The sequence below is a fragment of the Phyllobacterium sp. TAF24 genome, assembly GCF_052113785.1.
Lineage (GTDB): Bacteria > Pseudomonadota > Alphaproteobacteria > Rhizobiales > Rhizobiaceae > Phyllobacterium.
Window position 1 is genome coordinate 267,747 of sequence record NZ_JBFRDN010000003.1, and the last position, 21,995, is coordinate 289,741.

At 53.5% G+C, this 21,995-nt stretch carries 21 protein-coding genes, 1 tRNA gene and 1 riboswitch; of the genes, 9 read left to right on the top strand and 13 right to left on the bottom strand.

Annotated features, from left to right (window positions below; all coding sequences use genetic code 11):
* The first annotated feature begins 55 nt into the window (after nucleotides 1-55).
* From AB4Y96_RS04730 to AB4Y96_RS04740, 3 genes are read left to right on the top strand one after another with little or no spacing between them, the layout of a single operon-like run.
* Nucleotides 56-1,024 (top strand): carbohydrate ABC transporter permease, encoded by a 969-nt coding sequence (locus AB4Y96_RS04730; protein ID WP_441916002.1) that lies wholly within the window; start codon nucleotides 56-58, stop codon nucleotides 1,022-1,024.
* Entirely contained in the window at nucleotides 1,017-2,069 is a 1,053-nt protein-coding gene (locus AB4Y96_RS04735) for a carbohydrate ABC transporter permease (protein ID WP_441916004.1), read from the top strand. Before AB4Y96_RS04730 ends, AB4Y96_RS04735 begins: the two co-directional genes overlap by 8 nt.
* A gap of 38 nt (nucleotides 2,070-2,107) precedes the next feature.
* Entirely contained in the window at nucleotides 2,108-3,196 is a 1,089-nt protein-coding gene (locus AB4Y96_RS04740; protein WP_441916005.1) for an ABC transporter ATP-binding protein, read from the top strand.
* Between the two features lie 60 nt (nucleotides 3,197-3,256).
* Here the strand turns inward: AB4Y96_RS04740 and AB4Y96_RS04745 are convergent, their stop codons facing one another.
* Entirely contained in the window at nucleotides 3,257-6,475 is a 3,219-nt protein-coding gene (locus tag AB4Y96_RS04745; RefSeq protein ID WP_441916007.1) for an autotransporter domain-containing protein, read from the bottom strand.
* Between the two features lie 197 nt (nucleotides 6,476-6,672).
* Here AB4Y96_RS04745 and AB4Y96_RS04750 point away from each other — a divergent pair, with 197 nt between their 5' ends.
* A complete protein-coding gene (locus AB4Y96_RS04750) occupies nucleotides 6,673-7,317 on the top strand; it encodes a LuxR C-terminal-related transcriptional regulator (protein WP_091886916.1) in 645 nt (214 codons plus the stop codon).
* Nucleotides 7,318-7,324: 7 nt separating this feature from the next.
* On the opposite strand, the gene AB4Y96_RS04755 is transcribed toward AB4Y96_RS04750, so the two are convergent.
* The 6 genes from AB4Y96_RS04755 to AB4Y96_RS04780 all read right to left on the bottom strand — a co-directional run bounded on the left by AB4Y96_RS04755 (nucleotide 7,325) and on the right by AB4Y96_RS04780 (nucleotide 12,671).
* Entirely contained in the window at nucleotides 7,325-9,007 is a 1,683-nt protein-coding gene (locus AB4Y96_RS04755; protein ID WP_441916009.1) for an ATP-binding protein, read from the bottom strand.
* A gap of 405 nt (nucleotides 9,008-9,412) precedes the next feature.
* Nucleotides 9,413-9,967, bottom strand: coding sequence for a hypothetical protein (locus tag AB4Y96_RS04760; RefSeq protein WP_441916011.1), 555 nt, complete (start codon nucleotides 9,965-9,967; stop codon nucleotides 9,413-9,415).
* 1 nt (nucleotide 9,968) lies between these two features.
* Complete coding sequence (locus AB4Y96_RS04765) at nucleotides 9,969-10,712, bottom strand: hypothetical protein (protein ID WP_441916013.1); 744 nt, start codon at nucleotides 10,710-10,712, stop codon at nucleotides 9,969-9,971.
* A gap of 300 nt (nucleotides 10,713-11,012) precedes the next feature.
* Nucleotides 11,013-11,086, bottom strand: a tRNA-Gly gene (locus AB4Y96_RS04770).
* A 100-nt stretch (nucleotides 11,087-11,186) separates the two neighbouring features.
* Nucleotides 11,187-11,495, bottom strand: coding sequence for a hypothetical protein (locus tag AB4Y96_RS04775; protein WP_091886321.1), 309 nt, complete (start codon nucleotides 11,493-11,495; stop codon nucleotides 11,187-11,189).
* Between the two features lie 81 nt (nucleotides 11,496-11,576).
* Nucleotides 11,577-12,671, bottom strand: coding sequence for a 2'-deoxycytidine 5'-triphosphate deaminase (locus AB4Y96_RS04780; RefSeq protein WP_091886324.1), 1,095 nt, complete (start codon nucleotides 12,669-12,671; stop codon nucleotides 11,577-11,579).
* 83 nt (nucleotides 12,672-12,754) lie between these two features.
* A riboswitch (SAM riboswitch) is annotated at nucleotides 12,755-12,834 on the top strand.
* Nucleotides 12,835-12,896: 62 nt separating this feature from the next.
* On the opposite strand from AB4Y96_RS04780, the gene AB4Y96_RS04785 reads away from it, so the two are divergent.
* The 3 genes from AB4Y96_RS04785 to AB4Y96_RS04795 all read left to right on the top strand — a co-directional run bounded on the left by AB4Y96_RS04785 (nucleotide 12,897) and on the right by AB4Y96_RS04795 (nucleotide 15,030).
* A complete protein-coding gene (locus AB4Y96_RS04785; protein WP_441916016.1) occupies nucleotides 12,897-14,084 on the top strand; it encodes an O-succinylhomoserine sulfhydrylase in 1,188 nt (395 codons plus the stop codon).
* Between the two features lie 169 nt (nucleotides 14,085-14,253).
* A complete protein-coding gene (gene apaG / locus AB4Y96_RS04790) occupies nucleotides 14,254-14,646 on the top strand; it encodes a Co2+/Mg2+ efflux protein ApaG (protein ID WP_091886440.1) in 393 nt (130 codons plus the stop codon).
* Nucleotides 14,647-14,721: 75 nt separating this feature from the next.
* Nucleotides 14,722-15,030, top strand: coding sequence for a hypothetical protein (locus AB4Y96_RS04795; RefSeq protein WP_091886327.1), 309 nt, complete (start codon nucleotides 14,722-14,724; stop codon nucleotides 15,028-15,030).
* Between the two features lie 39 nt (nucleotides 15,031-15,069).
* On the opposite strand, the gene AB4Y96_RS04800 is transcribed toward AB4Y96_RS04795, so the two are convergent.
* The 4 genes from AB4Y96_RS04800 to AB4Y96_RS04815 are packed head-to-tail and all read right to left on the bottom strand — an operon-like array spanning nucleotide 15,070 to nucleotide 18,485.
* Nucleotides 15,070-15,282, bottom strand: coding sequence for an alkylphosphonate utilization protein (locus AB4Y96_RS04800; protein ID WP_441916018.1), 213 nt, complete (start codon nucleotides 15,280-15,282; stop codon nucleotides 15,070-15,072).
* 46 nt (nucleotides 15,283-15,328) lie between these two features.
* Nucleotides 15,329-16,330 carry an Hsp33 family molecular chaperone gene (locus AB4Y96_RS04805; RefSeq protein WP_441916045.1) on the bottom strand — a complete coding sequence of 334 codons (1,002 nt, stop codon included), beginning with the start codon at nucleotides 16,328-16,330 and terminating at the stop codon, nucleotides 15,329-15,331.
* Between the two features lies 1 nt (nucleotide 16,331).
* Nucleotides 16,332-17,270: an ornithine carbamoyltransferase gene (argF, locus tag AB4Y96_RS04810; RefSeq protein WP_091886335.1), complete on the bottom strand. Its 939-nt coding sequence runs from the start codon at nucleotides 17,268-17,270 to the stop codon at nucleotides 16,332-16,334.
* Between the two features lie 9 nt (nucleotides 17,271-17,279).
* Nucleotides 17,280-18,485 carry an aspartate aminotransferase family protein gene (locus AB4Y96_RS04815; RefSeq protein WP_441916020.1) on the bottom strand — a complete coding sequence of 402 codons (1,206 nt, stop codon included), beginning with the start codon at nucleotides 18,483-18,485 and terminating at the stop codon, nucleotides 17,280-17,282.
* A 483-nt stretch (nucleotides 18,486-18,968) separates the two neighbouring features.
* Here AB4Y96_RS04815 and AB4Y96_RS04820 point away from each other — a divergent pair, with 483 nt between their 5' ends.
* Nucleotides 18,969-19,499, top strand: coding sequence for a GcrA family cell cycle regulator (locus AB4Y96_RS04820; RefSeq protein ID WP_441916022.1), 531 nt, complete (start codon nucleotides 18,969-18,971; stop codon nucleotides 19,497-19,499).
* A 50-nt stretch (nucleotides 19,500-19,549) separates the two neighbouring features.
* Here AB4Y96_RS04820 and phoR read toward each other — a convergent pair whose 3' ends face one another.
* The gene (phoR, locus tag AB4Y96_RS04825) at nucleotides 19,550-20,827 is read right to left on the bottom strand and encodes a phosphate regulon sensor histidine kinase PhoR (protein ID WP_182508947.1); all 1,278 of its coding nucleotides are present in this window, start codon (nucleotides 20,825-20,827) and stop codon (nucleotides 19,550-19,552) included.
* A 157-nt stretch (nucleotides 20,828-20,984) separates the two neighbouring features.
* Here phoR and ppk2 point away from each other — a divergent pair, with 157 nt between their 5' ends.
* On the top strand, nucleotides 20,985-21,833 hold the full coding sequence (ppk2, locus tag AB4Y96_RS04830) for a polyphosphate kinase 2 (RefSeq protein ID WP_441916046.1): 849 nt from the start codon (nucleotides 20,985-20,987) through the stop codon (nucleotides 21,831-21,833).
* Here ppk2 and AB4Y96_RS04835 read toward each other — a convergent pair.
* Nucleotides 21,802-21,995, bottom strand: a 194-nt coding sequence (locus AB4Y96_RS04835) for a hypothetical protein (protein WP_441916024.1), incomplete at its 5' end; no start/stop codon positions are given. The genes ppk2 and AB4Y96_RS04835 overlap by 32 nt on opposite strands.

Here is a 21,995-nt window from a genome sequence, read left to right on the forward strand (position 1 = left end):
CCGATAAACTGTTCGCCGCCTGACCTGACACGATAACCATGAAGGGATGTGCAACATGACCGCTGTTCTGAATGCGATCATGAACATTATCGAAATACCCATGCGCTTTGCTCAAAGGCGGCTTGGCCTGCGGCGCATCGCGTGGGTATTTCTTCTGCCCAATCTCATTCTCTTCGGGATATTCGCTTTTCTGCCCGTCATTTTGAACGTCATCTATGCCCTGACCGGAACCGATCAGGTTATGCTGAACGACAGGACATTTGTCGGGTTCGACAATTTCATAACACTGGCCACCTGCACCAACCATCTTGACCCGAACACCTGCACGCAGGATCTGTTCTGGCGTGCCATCTACAATTCACTCTGGTTTGTCACCCTGCAGGTCGGGTTTATGGTCGGTCTGTCTCTCGTCACAGCGATTGTTCTGAACGGCAAAATACGGGCACGCGGCTTTTTCCGCAGCGTGTTCTTCTTTCCTGTACTTCTGTCGCCGGTGGTGGTTGCGCTGATCTGGAAATGGATTTTGCAGCGCGAGGGACTTCTCAACGCCGGGATGGATGCATTCGGCCTCACCCCGTATAATTGGCTGCTTGACCGCAACTGGTCGTTCATCTGGTCGATTTTTCTATCCGTCTGGGCCCATATGGGTTTCTACACATTGATCCTGCTTGCAGGATTGCAGGCCATACCGCGCGATGTTTACGACGCCGCGCTGATGGATGCAGCCTCGCCCTTCCGGACATTCAGGCGCATCACGCTGCCGCTGCTTATGCCAACCATGATTGTTGTCCTGCTGCTTGCCTTGATCAAGGGCGTTCAAACCTTTGACGAAGTTTACGCTTTTACCGGTGGCGGACCGGGTTCGGCGACGACGTTCATTATCCAATATATTTACGAAACGGGTTTTGCCGGAACGCCGCGGCTGTTCGGTCTGGCGGCCGCCGCTTCCATCCTGCTGGCGATCGTCCTTATTGGCCTCACTCTTATCCAGCTTTCTGTTACCAGGAGCAAAGCCGATGGGTAGACTTCTCACCTTCCTCACCCGCACGCGTGGCATAGGCCGGCTTCATTGGACGGATTGGGCGTCATATGCTTATCTCCTGTTCGGTATTGTCATCATGTTCGGGCCGGTGCTTTGGCTGGTGCTTTCATCCTTCAAGAGTGAGGCTGAGTTACAACGGTTTCCACCCACGTTTTTGCCCTATGCTCAGGAAATGATCAGCATTGAAGGGTATGACAAACCGCTCCCGCTGTTCGAAATTACCAATGGCGAATTTGCGGGAAAGCAAGCCGGTCAGGTACGCCGCATTGGCCTTGTCTCACAACTGGTAAGACCCGAAGCGCCCAAGGACCTTATCAAGGTGCCGCTGGCCGATCGCAAACCAGTTGAACGCATTGATTTTGCTTTCGAAAACTATGGTGATCTGTTCAAACGTTTTGATTTTCTGCGCTATCTCTGGAACAGCGTGTTTATCACAACCATGGCAACGCTCATCATGTTGCTGGTCAATTCTATGGCCGCCTTTGCCTTGTCGAAATATCATTTCCGTGGACGCAGCACCGTGCTCGCCATGATTGTCGGCACTTTGATGGTTCCGCAAACGGTGGTGCTGGTCCCGCTCTTTTTGATCACCCGCGAACTTGGCATGCTGAACAGTCTCTGGGGTGTCATCATTCCCGGCGCGGCGACGCCCACGGGCGTGTTCCTGCTGCGCCAGTATATGCTCACCATTCCCGATGAAATTCTTGATGCAGCCCGCATGGACAAGGCCAGCGAGTGGAAAATCTTCTGGCGTATTGTCCTGCCACTCAGTGCCCCGGCAATCGCAGTTCTTGCTATCCTAGCAATCATGTGGCGCTGGAACGACTTTCTCTGGCCGCTCATCGTCCTTTCCCAGAACGACAAGTTCACCCTGCAACTGGCGCTCAATTCATTCCAGGGACAGCTGACCACCCAGTGGAGCAATCTGCTCGCCATGACGGTGCTCGTACTCGTTCCAATCGCCATTGTCTTCGCATTTCTGCAAAAATACATCGCGACCGGCATCGCCTCTACAGGTGGCAAATGATGCGTGACGTCAACCTGGCCACGGGGAGTTAGCCGCCAATGTCGAGACTTGTGCTTCGCAACGTCAGGAAAAACTATGGTGGTCTTGAGGTCATCAAGGGTGTCGATCTCGATATTGCCTTTGGTGAGTTTTGTGTCTTTGTCGGCCCGTCAGGTTGCGGCAAGTCCACATTGCTCAAGATGATTTCCGGTCTTGAACCAATCAGTGAAGGCGAGATTGCCATTGACGATGAAGTGGTCAACGACGTTCCGCCCGCTGACCGTGGCCTTGCCATGGTGTTCCAGTCCTACGCACTCTATCCGCATATGTCCGTCCGCCAGAACCTTTCCTTTGGTCTTGAAAATCTCAACACACCAAAGGCAGCGATTGCTCAGAAGATCGCAGAGGTTGCTAAGATGCTGCAGATCGAGCCTTTGCTGAACAGACGCCCCGGACAGCTATCAGGCGGGCAGCGTCAGCGTGTCGCCATTGGCCGCGCCGTGGTGCGTGAGCCCAAGATATTTCTGTTTGACGAACCGCTGTCCAATCTCGATGCGGAGTTGCGCGTGGAAATGCGCGGCGAGATCGCCCGCTTGCACAGACGTCTCGGCAATACGATGATTTACGTTACCCATGATCAGGTCGAAGCCATGACCATGGCTGACAAGATTGCAGTGTTGCGCAGCGGAAAAGTTGAACAGTTCGGCGCACCGCTGGAACTTTACAACAACCCCGCCAATGTCTTCGTCGCGGGTTTTATCGGCTCGCCCAAAATGAACTTCTTCCAAGGTACAATCCACGCCGCTGATGGCCAAGAGGCCTTTGTTCAGTTCAACTCGGGCGAGCGCATTCCCGTGAGCCGTGAGACCTTCCTTGTGTCCCATGGTCTGCCCGTGACATTGGGAATTCGCCCAGGTCATGTCGCGCTCGGCCCAGTTGATGCGACGGACATTAAGGGGGTGGTTCAAAACATTGAACAACTGGGCGGAGAGTCTCATCTCTATATCAATGCAGCCGATGGCACCCCAACGGCCGTGCATGTCGATGGCCAAACCGAGATTGCTCTTGGCGACACAATTGGCCTCAAACTCGATACGGGCAAAATTCAGCTCTTTTCACGTGATACCGGCGGGACGCTTCGTCGTTGAGTCATGTCGTCGTTATAGCGGCTAGAACAGCCGCCATAACTGGAGAAGCGAACGATCTTCCTAGAAGCTAACATTCAGCTTCGCATCGACGGCATTTTGGGTAAGACCCGAGCCATACTGGCCSGTATAGGTGAGACCCAGTGTTGCCCGGCGGCTGAGCTTGACGTCAACGCCAGCTTCAACCATCGCCGTATCCTCGGCAATCGGCACACCCGCCACCGAGAAGCCATTGCCGGTGGCAAAGGCAAGCGTYGAGCTTGGTGTAATRTCACCATAGGCATGYTGCCAGCCGATTGTTCCGCGGGCCTCGATATCCATCGTTCCCAGTGCAAAGGGTGCCGATGCCCGCAGACCCAGCGTGGTGAAGGTCGTATCGGTGGTATCGCTTCTGGCTGTCAGTGCTGCTGCACCGCCCTTTTCGCTGAACCCGTCGGTCTTCACCCGGACATGTGCCAGATTGGCAAAGGGCTCAAAGGCAACCCKGTTKGTATCRATCCGGTAGCCCACCTCGCCAAAGGCCTGGAAGGTTGCCGCATCGTAATCGGCATTCAGATGTTCGGCAAAGCCGGGGAAGGCAACCGTGCGGGCCGTCTCGATYGAATGCCAGCTATAGGCAAGRCCGGAGCGCAGGGACAGACCACCCCAATGACCACCGCCATAGACACCGACATGATAATTGTCGCTGTTGCCGGAAGAGCCCTTGCCATCGACATCAAAGGTCGAGCGGCTATAGCCTGCCATTACACCCAGACGCCAGCTTTCGGCAATCGCCGTATCAAAACCGGTGACAAAGCCGCCTGATGACTGGTCGAGCTTGGAGGCATTGCCATTGGACTTTGTCTCGCTCCACACACCGAAGGCCTGACCCCAGGCGGCCATGACAGGTGCGTCAGACGGAACCAGCGCCTTGGCATCCGGGCCATAACCCATGACGGGCACATCGACGGCCGCCACATCGCCGAAGGCTGCTCTGATCCGGTCATTGGCCGCATTGCGCAACAGGCGGCTGTCATTGACCAGTGCTGTCTTGGTCGAGGCATGTGCCTCACCGGACAGGCGGTCAAAGGCAACACGGGCTTCATCGGCGCTCAATATTGCCAACCGATTATACAACGCCAGCGACGGACCACTTTGTGCGAGGCTGTTGAGTGCTATTGCTGTATTGAATTGATTGTCAGTGTTGGCGACCGACGCAAATCCGGGTCCTGGCTTACCAGGGGTGCCGGGATTACCAGGGGTGCCGGGGGTGCCGGGATTACCAGGGGTGCCGGGGGTGCCGGGATTACCGGGGGTGCCGGGGTTACCAGGAGTGCCGGGGTTGCCAGTATCCTTGACTTTAATGTTTAGATCGACCTGCTTCTCCTTCTGGTCCAAGGTGACATCCAGAAATGCCGATTTCGATATGGCTTGGGCAAATTGGCCCTCAATTCCGCCTTGTGCAGTCAGAATCGTATAGGTCTGGCCATTCTGATAGCTTGTCGCAGAATCAAGCGCTGTAACTTGCACATTGACGCCGTTTTCGATGATCGCGTTACCTACAGCATCTTGAACGATCGGCTTACCGTCACCGTCAAACCCGGCATATTTCTTCAAGGTTTCGACGACAATCTTGTCGCTTGCCCCGTTTCCGGCAATATCCGCCTCGTAAATGGAACCACTGGCGAAACCTAGCGTCCCCTTGACGGTCATTGTCCCAATCGACCCTGACGTATCGCCGGGAGCAATAATACCGTCCCTGAGAATTGTTGTATTACCAAATGTTCCAGAGCCTTCTAGGCGACCAAAAGCGCCGGGAACGCCTCTTGGATCATTCATATCCCTGCCCCACACCTCCACGGAGCTCGTATACATTTCGCTGCCAAGGAAATCCGTGCTTATCTGGCCACTTTCGCCTTCTACGACCAGCGTGCCACTTTTCACTTTGATACGCGTGGGATCAGGCGAAATCGTATCGGTATCTTTGGCTTGCGTGCCGAAATCGCTCTTGAACACAAGCTTGCTGCCGCCATCAACAACGATGCCGCCATAGGTGTTGGTGGCATAGAATTTGGAGAGATCGCCGGTAAGAACTGTCTCGCCGGAAAAGCTCGTGATCACACCATTGCCTATAAGTGTATTTGCAAAGAGGTAACCCGTATTGGTGTGATTGAAATTGAGGTGACCCTCTGTGGAAGAGTCGAACGTGATGACGGCATCCGAGTTTATGTGGCCAGCAGCCTGTGCCTGCAGTGCCTTGGGCTCGTCAAATGCACTTGACATATCGATCTTGCCGCCGATGGTCAGGTTGCCAGCTTTGCCATCACTATTGCCTTCCAAGGCAATCCCACCCCTGACGATAAGGTTTGCATCGTTGGCCACCGAGACATTACCATCTCCGGTGTCACCAATCCGCAATTTACCGGTTACTGTGGCCGACGAGTTCGCTCCACTCACGAAGAGAGTGGCGTCATTGATCGAAGAATTTCCAATTTCGGCGGTGGATGTGGTGAGCGAGCCGCCGTCTTCGACGGTCATATTACCGGCAAGCTTGAACTCACCGGCATTGACCCATTTCGAGTTTTCGCCAGTAACAAGAACTTCAGTACCCAACCACGGTAGAGTTGAACTTGAACCAGATTGACCTGCTATGTCGACTTTTCCAGTCGTGATCAAACCACCGTTCTTGACGGTAACGGTACTGACATTGGGATTGTCCAGTCCCGTTCCCGCATAGAAATCGTCGGTGTTAAGGATGGAGCCAGTGCCCGTCACGATTAACGTGCCGCGTGACAGCTGACCTGCACCCACTATGGTTTCCTTGGCATCCGCCTTGCCACCATTTTCGATAATCAGTGTGCCGTCGCCACCGTAAATGTACAGGGCTGCTTCACCATCGCCGCCGCCGCCAACGTAAAGTGTATTGCCATCATTGCCGAGTCGGCTGACGTTCAATTCAGAGCCAGCTCCGCTAACTGTCACGGTTCCCTGAGAGCCCTTATTGCCGGCAATGATCATCCTGTGGTCGACGACGATTTTGGCACCATTTTGGACGGTGGCCGTGGCACCTTTGTTGTTAAGGCCGACAATCAGATCCCCAGCAATATCCAAATTCAGATTTACACTTCCAGCGTCAATAACAGTGTCCTGTTCGGCAGCCAGAACCGGAGTGACACTTGTACCTGCGGCAAGTGCTACGGCTGAGAATGCCAATCCCGAGACAAATCTCGTCCGTACACGTCCCAAAGCCGTCGTATTCAGAAGCGCATGCTTCACTCGTTTTGATCTGATTGTCCCGTTCAAAATACTGCCCCTTGAAGTCTGTAGAATCTGCATATGTCAGGCCGGGCTGCGATATTCAGAGTAAAAGGACTCTCTGACACCGCCTCCCGGCTCACTGATTCAATGTATAGGGAAGAGGCTAGGTGTTGAGCCATTAGTGAAGGTTCACTACAGGCCGCGCCTTGGCTTATCTTTACTGTGACTATAGAAGCTTGCGGATGAATTCTGCGGAGAGAGAGCGTATTATTGTTGCAGACGATCATCCCGTATTCCGGGATGGCTTGCGTTTTGTGCTGCAACGAGTTTTCCCCATGGCAGACATAACAGGCGTCGGCACGATGAGCGAAGTCCTTGAACTTGCTCGAAAAGGAAAGGCGCCGGATACTTTCGTACTTGATCTGCTGTTCCCGGGGATGGCCCCGGACAGATCAATCGGTGCATTGCGGCAAGAATTCATGAGATCATCCATCATTATTGTTTCGATGGTTGATGATCCTGCGACGATCGACATGATCATGGCACAGGGCGCTGATGGTTTCATCGGCAAAACCGTTCCGCCGGAAGAGTTCAGCGCTGTCGTTACTGAAATAAGGAACGGAACCTTTGTTATCAGGCCTCATCCCATCAGCATAAAGGAGCCGCCGCGCAGTTCCGGTGGTCTTTCGACATTAACCCCGCGTCAGCTCGAAGTCCTGCGATTGATTGTTGAGGGAAAATCAAACAAGGAAATCGGCCGTGCGCTCGATATCTCGCCCTATACGGTCAGCATTCATGTCTCAGCATTGTTGCGAACACTCAATGTCGGATCGCGGGCTGCAGCCGCGGTCAAGGCAGCCAGTGTCGGTATTGGCTCGGGCAACTGATTGATACTCATGCGTGGACGGGTTGTTGTTCCGCCTGAAGTTTCAGCGCCAGAATGGTTGAGCGCAGTTCGGCCGGGCGGATGGGTTTTGACAGGATCGGTATCTGCGGATCGCCCACATCATCGCGCACACGGTTTTCATCATGACCGGTYACAACAATYGCCGGGATCTTGCGGCCATTGGCCCGGCGGATATAGGCAATGCAATCCGTCCCYGTGGTCTTGGCACCAAGGTCGAAGTCCGTGATGATGAAGTCGCAGGTCACATCCTTGCCTTCGGGAAGCGCATCCTCCTGTTGAACAATGCAGCCCCACTTTTCCAGAAGTATGCCGGTTGCCATGAGAATATTGACGTCRTCCTCCACCAAGAGCACGCGCAGGCCGTCCAGCAGGGAAGCAGGCTTGGCCCTGASGGCTTCAAGCGAGCGAACCGGCTCTGCGACCATGKCAAAGCCATCGATGACAACGGTSGTGCCCTGGTTCTCCACCGATCGCAGCGATACTTCSAGKCCCAGGAGCGTGGCAAGACGCTGGACAATCGACAGTCCAAGGCCAACCCCTTCCGTGTCCTTGTCGCCGCGTTCGCGCACCTGATAGAATTCCTCGAAAAGCCGTGGCAGATGTTGTGCGGCAATACCGGGRCCGCGATCATGCACCTCGATCGACAGCTTGCCATCGCGCACCCGGCATCCCAGCAGAACCGGGCCGCCCGGTGCATATTTCAATGCATTGGAAACAATGTTCTGGATCATGGTGGTCAGCAGGCTGGGATCGGTGCGCACGAACCTATGCGTTGCCACGACRGTCAAGGTCACACCTGCCCATTGGGCCGCTTGGGAATTCTGYTGTGCGATATCCTGCAGGATCTCACCAATGGCMACAGCTTCGGGCTGCGCCGATATCTTGCCRCTGTCGAGGGTCGAGATGTCGAGGAGGGACTGGAACAGGCGTGAAACGCTTTGCAGTGACCGGTCGATATTGTTGACCATCTGCTGCTCTTCAACGCCCAGYCTGGCATCGCGCAGGCAGGCGATGAACAGACTGATGGCGTGGATGGGCTGGCGCAGATCATGGCTTGCCTGTGCCAGAAACCGCGACTTGGCAAGGTTGGCTTCCAGCGCTGCATTGTAGGCCTTGTGGACGCGCGTGAGCAGAATATARACATAGGCYGGAACCAGAATGGCGGTCATCACAAGGGTGACGACAACATAGGGTTCACTGCGCCAGAAACTGTTGAAATAGGTGGTGGCTGCCAAGGCAACCAGCGCAACCGCCGTCGCCGCTATCAGATAGCGCGGCCCATACCGCAACCCGTTGCCAACAGTAACCCATAATACCATCGCAAACACCGGTGCAGTGATTGCTCCGCCGACAGCCATTGCAAACGTCATCGCCAGATAGTCGTTGGACATGGCAAAGATGCGGCGTTTTAGGTTGTAACCGGGCCGTTTTACGATGTTGTGAAGCAGGAGCCAGGAAACGGGAATGTAAAAGACGGAGTAGATGAGCAGCGCTATGGTAACCGTATTCAACTCGCGCTCGCTCGCGGAAAGTGCGATTATGATATAGGTTGCAATGAACGGGACTGTAACGATGCGCGATATTGCCTGGCCGCGTTCCGCATCATATTGGCTTCCTCTGTTATCAGCATAAGACGCTATTTTCCCGAAAAGGCTGTTCACCCAGCTCATATTTGTGCCCCTTGCCGATAGTTCCCCGATTGAATGTATCATTTCAACCAATCGACAGACAGTCCTCGCTGAGGTGGTGCGGCGGTAAACACAATTGCGACTGCCTTCCGCCATCTGTCGCTTTATCTGATGATTTTTCCCAGGAGGAGGGCTATGGCCAGAAGAAGAACATGGCTTGCAAAACTCTGAATAGAGTAGGCAGCAAGTCACAACCGGAATCACCGAAAAGTCTGTTGGAGCGGGTGAAGAGGAACCCCATGCAAGAGACAACCACTTGTTTTAATTATAGTATTTTTGTTGCTGGCTTTGTCGATACCGTCACTGATACCGACAAACTTGTGAGATTTTGAGAGCCTTTGAGAGCCTTCCTGAGACACTTCGGAGCTTCTTGACTTCTCCGAAAGTTTATTCAAATCGGTTGTCTTGGTCTCGCAGGTGTTGCATCACGCGGACCACTGTCATAGCTAGGAGTGTGACAGCCCCAATGTAGACCGCGAATAGAGAAACCCACGTGACATATATCTGGTTTCTCGGCCAGATATTATCCGTACGTCCTATGAAATCGCCAATAAGAAAGCTGCAGCTTAGTCCGGGATGCTTTGCGATATAATCTGTAGCATTGGGCAGATATGTCCAGCCGATGGCCATCCGGCTACCCATAAATGGGCAACTAAATTGTGCACATCCAACAAAATAAGCGAAGGTGAATATAAGCCCAAGTGGTACAATCCAAGCGAAGGTTACATGTCGTTTGGGATTTCGGCCCGCCACTATGCTGCACAAAAATGCCGCAACAATGACCGTCACCAGGAAAGTAATGATGACAGGCTGATCTCCAGCTTCGGGCCAAAGTGTGGGAGGAGATGCGATCAATTCACCGATGATTGAGATCACCAAGGCTGCAAGGCCAGAGATGGTCCATGTCGACTTTAACTCCGATGCCAGATGACCGGGTTTCATCTCACGGGACCATAAAGGTTATCAGTTGGCCTTGGCCGAGTATGGTTCCAACGCTCACTTCTTGACGCTGGACAATCTGATCGTTTCGGAGCGCAATCATTTCGTAACGGCCAGCTGGGAGTTTACCACTGCTCGGACTGGTCGGATTATTGAATCGAAACATCGGATCGTCACTAGGCAAAGCCTTTGGGTTGAAGCCAATAAAATAGCCATCAACTTCCTGACCATTCCTCATTGTCTTAACTTCTACTTCAACCTCGCTATAACTGAGGGCATTTACAGTTGTCACCTGGCCAATATACTTAACCTTAATCGCCAGATCCTCTTTAACGTCGCTCAGCAGAACTGCCGATACTGGGTCATTAGGCTTGGCAGCTGCGGTCAATAAAAGCTGTTTATTGTGATCCATCGCACGCTGGAAGTTCGGCGTGGGGGTACCTACCTTATCGAAACTATCTGCAATAATTTTCCAATTTTGGGAAATATTATCAACGTCAACTGCCACCATTGGCACTTGTGTTTCTTTTAATTGCGAAAGGCTCTCGGCAGGATATTCCAGCGACATCACATTTTGTGAGCTAGCCGTTCCTCCAAGAAATGCACAAGCCGCAAGTCCAAGACAAATTGATCGCAAATACTGCATTCGAATTATTCCCCCAAAGGCAGAATATCTCAGATGAAATATAATGACTATAAAAATAAGTAGATCAAAATCACGACCATGATTTTTATTAATCGTGGTCACTAGATTTGTCTTTAAACGTCAGTTCGATTTCTTAAAAAGGAATCTAATTGCTTCGCCATCTAGAAAACAGGCATTCTTTCAAATCACTGATATCACAAGCCTTTGATTGAACTCGATACTCCTAATTCTGACGGTATCGACGCTTTTGCCATTTTCGATACCGTCAATGATACCGACAATTCATATCTCCACTCAAACCAGATGCCATAAATTAGCGATTTAACGCAAAATTTCAGTATAATTTTCTATCTTCACAAAAAAAATTCTAAAAATTACGAAAAATTAAGAATAAATTTCTACTGGAGCGGGTGAAGGGAATCGAACCCTCGTATGCAGCTTGGGAAGCTGCCGTTCTACCATTGAACTACACCCGCCTATCTCGCTCGAGACGTGCCAGACAGACAATCGAAATCAAAAGCAGACGAGACCGATAGTCAACCCGATTCGCTGATCATGCTGCAAACTATCTGTATATCAGCCCCTGCGCATCCGACCAGTCACGACAGCCACACCAAGTCCTATCCAACCCAGCACTGCAATCAGCAGGACAGGTGCGGCAGGGATCATCAACCAGCCCATCACACCCATCGTATAGAGCGTGTCGCCGATATCCATACCGCCCAAAAGGCAGGGATGAACACTGCCCTCATCCACTGTGCAGCCAAGCGTTGTGGCGATCGCGTAGGTAGCCAATACTGAAAACAATGGCAGCAGAGCAATGATAGTGATGACCGTCAGAAGGATGACAAGGAGGCGTCGTTTGGACTGGGGCTGCTGGGGCATTGCGAATATCCAGTTCTTTCAGGGAAATCCGTTATGCATATCAGCCTCTGCCAAACCAAAGTTTTGTCAATCAGTGACTGCTCACGACCGGAAATGTTTGGAGAGTTTCAGGCCCTGCGCCTGATAGTTCGAGCCGAGATCAGTGCCGTAGAGGGCTTTCGGCCGCTCCAGCATGTGTTCATAGATGAGGCGGCCAACAATCTGGCCGTGCTCCAGAATGAACGGCACCTCATGGCTGCGCACTTCAAGCACGGCACGGCTGCCCGTGCCTCCTGCGGCGGTGTGGCCAAAACCGGGATCAAAGAACCCGGCATAGTGAACACGGAACTCACCCACCAGCGGATCGAACGGCGTCATCTCGGCTGCGTAGAGCGGCGGCACATGCACAGCCTCACGCGATACGAGAATATAAAATTCATCCGGATCGAGCACCAGTTCGCGCGCGCCGCGATCATGGATCGGCTCCCAGAAATCGAAGAGGTCGTGGGCACCACGCTTGTCGACATCCACCACGCCGGTGTGATGCTTGCCGCGATAGCCAACAAGGCCGTTCTTGTCGCCGGTCAGATCAATGGACAAAGCAATGCCGCCACCGGAGATATTGGGCGTATCTGAAGCAACCAGCGTTTCATTTTTATGCAGCGCAGTCAGCTCCGTCTCATCAAGCTGCGCCCGGCCCGTGCGAAAACGTATCTGGGACAGGCGCGAGCCGACACGCGCAACAATCGGAAAAGTTCGAGGGCTCACTTCAAGATAGATAGGGCCGTGATATCCCGCGGGCACCTTGTCGAATTCCTGAGCGCCATCGACGATAACGCGGGTAAAAATATCAAGACGGCCAGTGGAACTCTTAGGGTTGGCCGATGCAGAAACGCCCGCAGGCAGAGCAAGGCTTTCCAGCAGCGGGACAATATAGACACAGCCGGTTTCAAGCACTGCACCTTGGCTAAGGTCAATCTCATGCAGCTTCAGCTTTTCCAGCTTGTTGATAACCGGGGTTCCCGGTCCTGGCATGAAGCTGGCGCGCACACGATAGGCTTTCGTGCCAAGCCGCAAATCGAGACTGGCTGGCTGAATTTGATCGGCATCGAAATCCCGTTCGGTTTTCAGCGCACCGGCCTGATGCAATGCCCTGATGCCACTATCCGCCAGAATGCCCGCTTCATGTATACTCATATCAACCGCCGCGACCTCACTAAATTTCACAAAAGCTTTAGCGCCTCACCCGATTGACGCAAGCCGCCAAGAGGATTAAAGCACTTTTATCCCGTGGTGATTTGGCCGGCCGGCTTGCAGCCACGTTAAATAATTTGCTAAAAGAGGCCCGGTCTCGTCCGGCCTTTTTGCGATTCCCGCAAGGCCGGTTTTTTATTGGCCAGATTCTGGCAGATTGAGAAGACGATGACCACAACCCGCAAGCTGCGCCCCGCGACACAACTCGTTCATGCCGGAACCCTGCGCTCCGGTTTCGGTGAAACATCAGAAGCGCTTTTCCTCACTCAGGGCTTTGTCTATGACAGCGCCGAAGCCGCCGAAGCCCGTTTCAAAGGCGAAGAACCCGGTTTCATCTATTCACGCTATGCCAACCCGACCACCGACATGTTCGAAAAGCGCATGTGTGCCCTTGAGGGCGCGGAAGATGCCCGCGCCACTGCTTCCGGCATGGCCGCCGTTGCCGCTTCAATCCTGTGTCAGGTCAAGGCCGGTGATCATGTTCTGGCAGCGCGCGCCCTCTTCGGCTCCTGCCGTTACATTATCGAAACGCTCCTGCCGAAATATGGCGTCGATTTCACCTTGATTGACGGTTCGAAGACCGAGAATTGGGAAAACGCTATCCGCTCGAATACCAAGGCGCTGTTTCTGGAAAGCCCGACCAATCCAACGCTCGAGATTGTCGATATCGCTGCCGTGGCAAAGATCGCCAATTCTGTCGGCGCCAAGCTGATCGTCGACAATGTGTTCGCGACGCCGCTGTTCCAGAAGCCGCTCGAACTTGGGGCGCATATCGTTGTTTACTCGGCAACCAAGCACATTGAGGGTCAGGGACGTTGCCTTGGCGGCGTTATCCTTTCCGACAAGAAATGGATCGACGAAAATCTGCACGAATATTTCCGCCACACGGGTCCGGGCCTCAGCCCGTTCAACTCATGGATCATGCTGAAAGGTCTTGAGACCTTGCCGGTGCGCGTGCGTCAGCAAACGGAAAGCGCGGCAAAGATTGCCGATTTCCTCGCCGATCATCCGGCAATTGCCAAGGTGATTTACCCCGGCCGTGCCGACCATCCGCAGGCCGATATCATTGCAAAGCAGATGACAGGCGGTTCAACTCTTGTTGCGTTTGAACTGAAGGGCGGGAAGAAAGCGGCTTTCGATTTCGAAAATGGCCTGGAAGTGGTGCGAATTTCCAACAATCTCGGGGATTCGAAAAGTCTCATCACTCATCCCGCGACAACCACCCATAAAAACCTTACAGATGAAGCGCGCGCAGAACTGGGCATTTCGGATGGGCTGTTGCGTCTGTCCGTCGGCCTTGAAGACGCCGATGATCTGATCGAGGATTTTGACACCGCCCTCAAGGCAGCCAAATAAGCCACTGCCGATGCCGCACTGAAACCAATTTCAGTGCGGTTTTGGTATATTTAAGTATAAATTTTGAGATAATATTGAATATTCACATTAATTTTAACCAACTTTATGTATTGTAATGGTTGACGTAATGGCTGCGACCCGCAATATCAGTGGTGAAACAAGGTTTATTATGTATCGCGCCGTTACCCGTGACATTGAAGTTGTCGTAGAACCATTCTATCTGGAGGAGCAGTCCAATCCGGAAGAGAACAGATATGTCTGGGGATATCGGATTACGATTGCCAATGAATCCGATGGGACTGTTCAATTGCGGGCCCGCTATTGGAAAATTACGGATGGAAACGGTCAGATCGAGGAAATTCGTGGACCGGGTGTGATTGGCGAACAACCGGTGCTCAATCCCGGCGACTCATTTCAATATTCATCGGGCTGCCCTCTGACGACGACATCAGGCGTTATGGTCGGGCGCTACTCCATGGAAACCGAGGCCGGAAAATTGTTCGATATCGAGATTCCGGCTTTTTCGCTTGATTTGCCAGACCAATTGCGGACATTGAATTAACTATCGACCAAGCGGTTTGATTTATAGCGCAGTCGTTTTAAGCGCCATTTTTGACAAGCAAGAGTGCATGAGCTGATGACCACCCAAACTGAAATACCCTATGTGAAGGCGCTTGCCTGTTCCATTGTCACTTTTGCGGTCGGTTTTGGTGCGCTGCTTATGGGGTATGCTCTGCCAAGCATTCAAGCCGGAAAAGCCGGCATACCGGAACTGCTGGCGCTGGCGCTTGTTCCGGGCCTTGTTGTCGGGCTGTTCGCCAAGCGGTCGGTCAAGCCATGGCCATTATGGTTGATCATCAGCGCATTTATCGTGCTGCTTATCGTCGTCACCGTTGCTCACGAGGCACTGGTTTCCTGGCGGATGACCAACGGAATGCAGCAATAGCGAATATCGGAATGGGCGATGCGTGACAGCGCCAGTTCGCTAGGCTTTCCTGACGAATTCTGTTCTGAGGACCAAGCCCTTGACCTGCTTGGTGTTGCATTCGACTTCGCCTTCACGGCCATTCAGACGAATGTTCTTGACCAGCGTGCCACGCTTGATTGTTTCAGATGTCCCCTTGACCTTGAGATCCTTGATCAAAGTGACTGAATCGCCATCCTGAAGCTCGTTTCCGTTGCTGTCACGCACGTCCATAATGGCGATCCTTATTGCCGGGCGCGCTCGCGCGCCTGAGGAAAAATCAGTTCTTTGGCAGGAATTCTGCTGGGTCGAACTCATATTGAGTGGAGCAGAATTCGCAAGTTACGCTGATCTTGCCATCTTCAATGCTGTCAGTGATCTCTTCAGCGGTGAAACCGGAAAGAACACCCGCAATCTTGTCACGCGAGCACGAGCAATCGTCATTGACCGGGACCGCGTCAAATACACGGACACCGCGCTCGTGAAACAGACGATAGAGCAGCCTCTCGGCTCCTACTTGCGGGTCGGTCAGTTCCGAACTCTCAATGGTGGCGACCAAAGCCTTTACTTCGGTCCAGTCATCATCCTCGTCGAACTCTTCATCATCCTGATCAGCGTTGGGGGCATCACCAGCCGGAAGATCGCGCTGGCGAATACGCAGCTCGGATTGCGGCAAAAACTGCACGATCAAGCCACCAGCACGCCATTGTTCAACGGGCTTACCGTCCTCGCCGCGCTCGATAAGCTTGGCGACCGATAGACGGATATCCGTCGGGATCTGTTCCGACTGGCGGAAATATGTCTTGGCGATCTCCTCAAGATTGGAGCCGTCAAGCGCAACAATGCCCTGGTAGCGCTGGGTGTATTCGCCCTGATCAACTGTCAGCGCGAGTGTTCCGGTGCCCATCAACTGTTCGGGAGACAGCTCATTTGCAGCAATTGCCTCGGCCAAACGGTCCTCGTCGTAACGGGCGTAGGCACGCACTGAATTGGGCGTACGAAAGTCGACAACAAGCATGTCGACAGGTCCATCGGACTGCGACTGAAAAATGAACTTGCCATCAAACTTCAACGACGTTCCCAAAAGAACGGTCAGGACAATGGCTTCCGCCAGCAACTTTGCCACCGGCTCGGGATAGTTGTGACGGCTGAGAATATCATCCAGCGTTGCACCCAGTTGCACGGCGCGGCCACGGGCGTCGAGCGCCTCGACCTGAAACGGAACAACGGCGTCGTCCCCGGCGAAAACATACTCGTCAGGGCGATTGGCAATGTCAGACATATCAGACACTCGGGCGACCTCCTTCGAGACACCAGGCTAGAATTGCTTTTTGCGCATGCAATCGATTTTCAGCCTCATCAAAAACAACGGAATGGGGTCCGTCAATGACTGAATCCGTCACCTCTTCACCGCGATGCGCTGGCAGGCAGTGCATAAACAGCGCATCGGGATGCGCATGCTTCAACAAAGCATCATTGACCTGATAGGGCATGAATACATTGTGACCGCGCGCACGGCCTTCCTGACCCATCGAAACCCATGTATCAGTGACGATGCAGTCGACGCCCTCGACCGCGGCAATCGGATCGGTCGTCAGCCTGACATTGCCACCGGCACTCTTGGCCCAGGCAAGATATTTGCTTTCCGGCTCGCTGCCATCAGGCGTGGCAATGTTCAGATTGAAATCAAAACGCGCAGCAGCTTCCACAAGCGAGTGCAACACGTTGTTGCCGTCACCTGTCCAGGCAAACGTCTTGCCCTTGACCGGGCCGCGATGTTCTTCAAACGTCATGATATCAGCCATGATCTGACAAGGATGTGTGTCATCCGTCAGAGCATTGATCACTGGCACGGTGGCGTTCTCGGCCATTTCCGTCAACCGGTCATGGGTCGTTGTGCGCATCATGATGATATCGACATAGCGCGAGAGCACCTTTGCCGTATCGGCGATGGTCTCGCTACGGCCGAGCTGCATTTCCGACCCCGTGAGCATGATGGTTTCGCCACCGAGCTGGCGCATACCAACATCAAAGGAAACGCGGGTACGTGTCGAAGGCTTGTCGAAAATCATCGCAAGGACCTTGCCTGCGAAGGGTTTTTCGATGTTGCCTGCCTTGAGCCGGTTCTTGCGTGCACGTGCGTCATCCAAGATCGTACGCAACACACCAGAAGAAAGCGCCGAAATATCCGTGAAGTGACGGAGGTCCTGCTTGATTGTCATGACAGTTCCCTACGCACTCATCTGCCGGGCTGTGACCGACAGACGTTCGGCAGCCGCTTCAATCCGCGAAAGAGCCTCGCGTGCTTCTTCTTCCGTTACGACCAGTGGCGGCAGCAAGCGAACAACGTTGTCACCCGCACCAACAGTCAACAGATGCTCATCGCGCAGGGCCTGCACAAGCGCTGTGTTTGGAACAACACTCTTGATGCCCATCAACAGACCACGGCCACGCACTTCCGCAACAACTTCCGGATAGCGATCGGAAATCGAGGCAAGACCCTGCTTCATGAACAGTGCGATCTGCTGAACATGCTCAAAGAAGCCATCGGCAAGAATGACATCAAGCACCGCGTTGCCTACAGCCATAGCGAGCGGATTGCCGCCATAGGTCGTGCCATGCACACCTGCCGTCATGCCCTTGGCCGCTTCAGCGGTTGCAAGACAGGCGCCGAGCGGGAAACCGCCGCCAATACCCTTGGCAACAGCCATGATGTCAGGCGTGATGCCCGACCATTCATAGGCAAAAAATTTGCCCGTACGTCCGACACCAGACTGAACCTCATCGAGGATCAACAGCAGGCCATTCTCGTCACAAATCTTGCGCAGGCGGCGCAAATCTTCATCGGGAACCGGGCGCACACCGCCCTCACCCTGAATCGGCTCGATCAGGATCGCAGCAGTCTGCGGACCAATAGCCGCCTTCAGCGCTTTCTCATCGCCAAACGGCACCTGATCGAAACCTGATACTTTTGGGCCGAAACCTTCGAGATATTTTTCCTGACCGCCAGCCGCAATTGTAGCCAAGGTACGGCCGTGGAAAGCGCCTTCGAACGTAATGATATGGAACCGCTCCGGGTGGCCATTCACATAATGATAGCGACGCGCGGTCTTGATCGCACATTCCAGAGCTTCCGCGCCGGAATTGGTGAAAAAGACTTTGTCGGCAAAGGTGCTGTCAACAAGGCGCTGACCAAGGCGCTTCTGTCCAGGAATTTCGTAGATATTGGAAAGATGCCACAGCTTGTCAGCCTGGGTCTTCAGGGTCTCGACAAGATGCGGATGCGAATAGCCGAGCGAATTGACAGCGATGCCAGCGGCGAAATCGAGATAGCGGTCACCGCCCTCGGTTATCAGCCAGACACCCTCTCCTCGCTCAAAGCGCAGATCCGCACGAGCAAAAGTGTCGTATAGCGGTTGCGCGTTTGCGTCCGTCATGTCGTTTCGGGCCTCCAATACCCTATTTGGATCTGCTGTTTGCTAAGATGAAACCGGCAGCGATGAAATCAAAAAGCCGCCCACAAGGGCGGCCTGACGCAGGTAATATCATCATTCAAATTGCAATTGTCAAATAAACACTTCAGAAACCGGGGAGATATTACCCTTTGCAAAGAACGGTCTTTCCTCAAGTTTTTCAAAACTATAACCATACCGTCATACGGAAAGCGACATGTTCTCAAAGAAATGTCATTTATGCCGCGTTTCCACGCGCAAGTTGGGGAAAACCCAAAAAAGCATAGCTGCTTCCCACGCCCGACTCTTGTCACAGAGTCATCGCATATTGTAGCTTGAGAAACGGAATAGCTAGATTTCGTGCGGCGGACCTCGTCACCTGGATAGATATAGTATCTGCAATCTGGAGCAATCCAGATGTGAAGGAAGGATTCAGCCTAGAGTCCGCACAATACGGAGCCAAGGAAGATGAACTGGACAGATGAGCGCGTAGAACAGCTGAAAAAGCTTTGGGCCGAAGGTCTGAGTGCAAGTCAGATCGCAGCACAGCTGGGTGGTGTCAGCCGCAATGCGGTCATCGGTAAGGTGCACCGCMTGAAACTGTCAGGACGCGGCAAGACCACATCGACACAAACGCGCAGCAAAAAAGTCAATACAACAGCCACAAGCGGCCATCGCAGCGGTGTTACAACATCTGCACAGATGACAAGCCGGGTGGTTACCAAGAGTATTGGCGCAACGGCACTGCAGCAGGAATATTTTGCTGACACCGTGACGCAGACGGTCATGAAAACTTCGTCGACTGACGTCGTTGTACCGATTTCACGCCGTCTCGAACTGGTGCAGCTCAGCGAGCGCACCTGCAAGTGGCCAATGGGTGATCCGCTACAGCCTGATTTTCACTTCTGTGGAAATGATGTGGCTGAAGGTGGCCCCTACTGCACCTATCACTCTCGCTTGGCTTACCAGCCGGCATCGGATCGCCGACGCGTTCGATAAGCGGAAATGCAATTGGAAAAGGCGCCTGAGGGCGCCTTTTTTGTTTGTTCTCATGCCTTGGTTTTTTGCGGCCCAAAAGCGACCGTAAAAGATGATCCTTCGCCGACACGAGAGCGGACCACCAGACGAGCGCGATGGCGCGTCAGAATATGCTTGACGATTGCCAGGCCCAGTCCCGTGCCTTTCTGGGCGCGGCTTGTTTCAATGTTAACCCGATAAAAGCGCTCGGTAAGCCGCGGGATATGTTCTTCCGGTATGCCGGGACCAAAATCCTGAACGGTGGCCTTGATACCATCGCCATTGTTGCTGAGTTCAACAATAATCTTCTTGCCCGACTGGCCATATTTACAGGCGTTCTCCAGCAAATTCTGGAAAACCTGTGTCAGTTCATCCCGATCGCCAAGGACCATGACAGGTCCCGGATCAATGTTCCGTTCAATCTCGATGTCCAGATCGGCAGCAAGCGGGCGGAGCGAGTCAACCACATGGTTCAGAACCGTGGTCAGGTCGACCTGATCCTTGACGGCGATATGGGCTTTCATCTCGATACGCGACAAAGACAGGAGATCATCAATCAACCGCGCCATACGTTCGGCCTGCTTCTGCATAATCTCAAGAAAATTATCGCGGGCGACGGCATCGTTGCGCGCTGGTCCGCGCAAGGTTTCAATAAAGCCACTGAGCGAGGCAAGCGGCGTGCGCAACTCGTGGCTGGCATTGGCGATGAAGTCTGATCGCATGCGTTCAAGCCGATGCGCCTCGGTCAGATCACGGAATGACAGGAGATACTGCCGGTCCGGACCACCTTGATCAAGACGAAGGACGGTGGCGCGATACCAACGCTCCACCGGAACACGTTCAGAATAGTCAATCGATCCGGCCTGCGCATCGGACATGACTGACTGGACGAGGGTCTGCATTTCTGGCGCACGAAAATGCAGGAGCAGCGTTCCGCCCCGCGCCAATGGACCGAATGCACCATTGGCAGCAGGGTTCACATAGAGAATTGTGCCCTCGTGATCGAAGATGATCAGCGGATCAGGCAATTGGGCAGCAAGCTGTTGACCGGATAGGCGAAAGATTGCTGCATCGTTTATGGGCTGGACTGCGCTCGCATCATCAATGCGCGGAATGCTTGCGGAGAGTGCCACAACACCAAGCAGCAGCAGCATTAAAATCGCAAAGCTCAACCACCAGGAGGCACCGGAATTGAGCACAAGCGCAGTGAGAAAGGCAGCGGCACCCAGAATGTAGCGCGCACGGATGATCCGTTGCAACGCTCTTTGCCGCAAACCGCGGCTTTCCCGACCCGAACCCAATATGCTCATGCATTCAACTCCCTGCCCTGCCATGCTTTGTCATCGACACTGGACGCCACAACGCTGTCCCAATAACATGGCTTCATGTCAATTGAGGGAGGCTGTATTGGCCAAGAATTCGAAAAAGAAATCCGACCAGCCACAAGTCGGTAAGACAACACTTAAACTGAAGATTGATGGGAAGAAGCGCAGCTTCAATATTGATGATCCCAAATTACCCGATTGGATTGATGACGGTGCCCTTGCATCTGGGGATTTTCCCTACACGGAGAAAATGGACAAGGACGAATACGCAGACACCTTGGAGCAGCTGCAAATAGAACTTGTGAAGATGCAAAGCTGGCTGCAGGACACCGGCCGCCGCGTTGTATCGGTTTTTGAGGGCCGCGATGCCGCTGGCAAGGGAGGCACGATCTTCACCTTGCGCCAATATATGAACCCTCGTAATGCGCGCAATGTCGCGCTGCCCAAGCCCACCGAAACAGAAAGCGGGCAATGGTATTATCAGCGTTACGTCTCACACTTTCCGACAAGTGGAGAATTCCTGACGTTCGACCGCTCCTGGTACAATCGGGGTGGCGTCGAACCTGTTATGGGCTTTTGCACGCCCGAACAGCATGAATCCTTTCTGGAGGAAACCCCCGGCTTTGAGCGAATGATCGTGGCTGACGGTATTTTCTTTTTCAAATTCTGGCTCAACATCGGGCAGACCATGCAGCTCAAACGTTTCCATGATCGCCGCCATAGCCCGCTGAAGAACTGGAAGTTCTCACCGATGGATATTGCCGGTGCCGAAAAATGGGATGACTACACAAAGGCGCGCGACGAGATGATGGCCCGGACCCACACTGCCCATGCGCCATGGACGGTCGTGCGTTCCAACGATAAGCGCCGCGCGCGCATCGCCGTTATCCGCCGCGTTTTATTAAGCCTGCCCTACAAAGATCGGGACCTTGAAGTTATTGGCAATGAAGATGCGCTGATCATTGGTTCTGGCCCGGGGTTTCTTGAATAGACCGCGCAGGGCGATGCGGTGTTTTTTCCCAAAGGAATGGCAAGTGGTTCAATTGCCGCAAAGCCCGCCATGCGGCGAAGGACATGAGCAGCCAATAGAGCGGTATCCATGGTAAAATCGGGCCGGGCATTCTGGTGCCCGCCAGCGCGCGTCGTCCCAGCG

Bases quoted from the DNA above. Each gene is read 5' to 3' on its own strand.
- AB4Y96_RS04730 (WP_441916002.1), top strand. From the start codon at position 56: ATGACCGCTGTTCTGAATGCGATCATGAACATTATCGAAATACCCATG.
- AB4Y96_RS04795 (WP_091886327.1), top strand. From the start codon at position 14,722: ATGACCACCCAAACTGAAATACCCTATGTGAAGGCGCTTGCCTGTTCC.
- AB4Y96_RS04785 (WP_441916016.1), top strand. From the start codon at position 12,897: ATGACCACAACCCGCAAGCTGCGCCCCGCGACACAACTCGTTCATGCC.
- apaG (WP_091886440.1), top strand. From the start codon at position 14,254: ATGTATCGCGCCGTTACCCGTGACATTGAAGTTGTCGTAGAACCATTC.
- AB4Y96_RS04760 (WP_441916011.1), bottom strand. From the start codon at position 9,967: ATGAAACCCGGTCATCTGGCATCGGAGTTAAAGTCGACATGGACCATC.
- AB4Y96_RS04750 (WP_091886916.1), top strand. From the start codon at position 6,673: ATGAATTCTGCGGAGAGAGAGCGTATTATTGTTGCAGACGATCATCCC.
- AB4Y96_RS04800 (WP_441916018.1), bottom strand. From the start codon at position 15,282: ATGGACGTGCGTGACAGCAACGGAAACGAGCTTCAGGATGGCGATTCA.
- AB4Y96_RS04775 (WP_091886321.1), bottom strand. From the start codon at position 11,495: ATGCCCCAGCAGCCCCAGTCCAAACGACGCCTCCTTGTCATCCTTCTG.
- phoR (WP_182508947.1), bottom strand. From the start codon at position 20,827: ATGAGCATATTGGGTTCGGGTCGGGAAAGCCGCGGTTTGCGGCAAAGA.
- AB4Y96_RS04815 (WP_441916020.1), bottom strand. From the start codon at position 18,485: ATGACGGACGCAAACGCGCAACCGCTATACGACACTTTTGCTCGTGCG.
- AB4Y96_RS04780 (WP_091886324.1), bottom strand. From the start codon at position 12,671: ATGAGTATACATGAAGCGGGCATTCTGGCGGATAGTGGCATCAGGGCA.
- argF (WP_091886335.1), bottom strand. From the start codon at position 17,270: ATGACAATCAAGCAGGACCTCCGTCACTTCACGGATATTTCGGCGCTT.
- AB4Y96_RS04735 (WP_441916004.1), top strand. From the start codon at position 1,017: ATGGGTAGACTTCTCACCTTCCTCACCCGCACGCGTGGCATAGGCCGG.
- AB4Y96_RS04740 (WP_441916005.1), top strand. From the start codon at position 2,108: ATGTCGAGACTTGTGCTTCGCAACGTCAGGAAAAACTATGGTGGTCTT.
- AB4Y96_RS04805 (WP_441916045.1), bottom strand. From the start codon at position 16,330: ATGTCTGACATTGCCAATCGCCCTGACGAGTATGTTTTCGCCGGGGAC.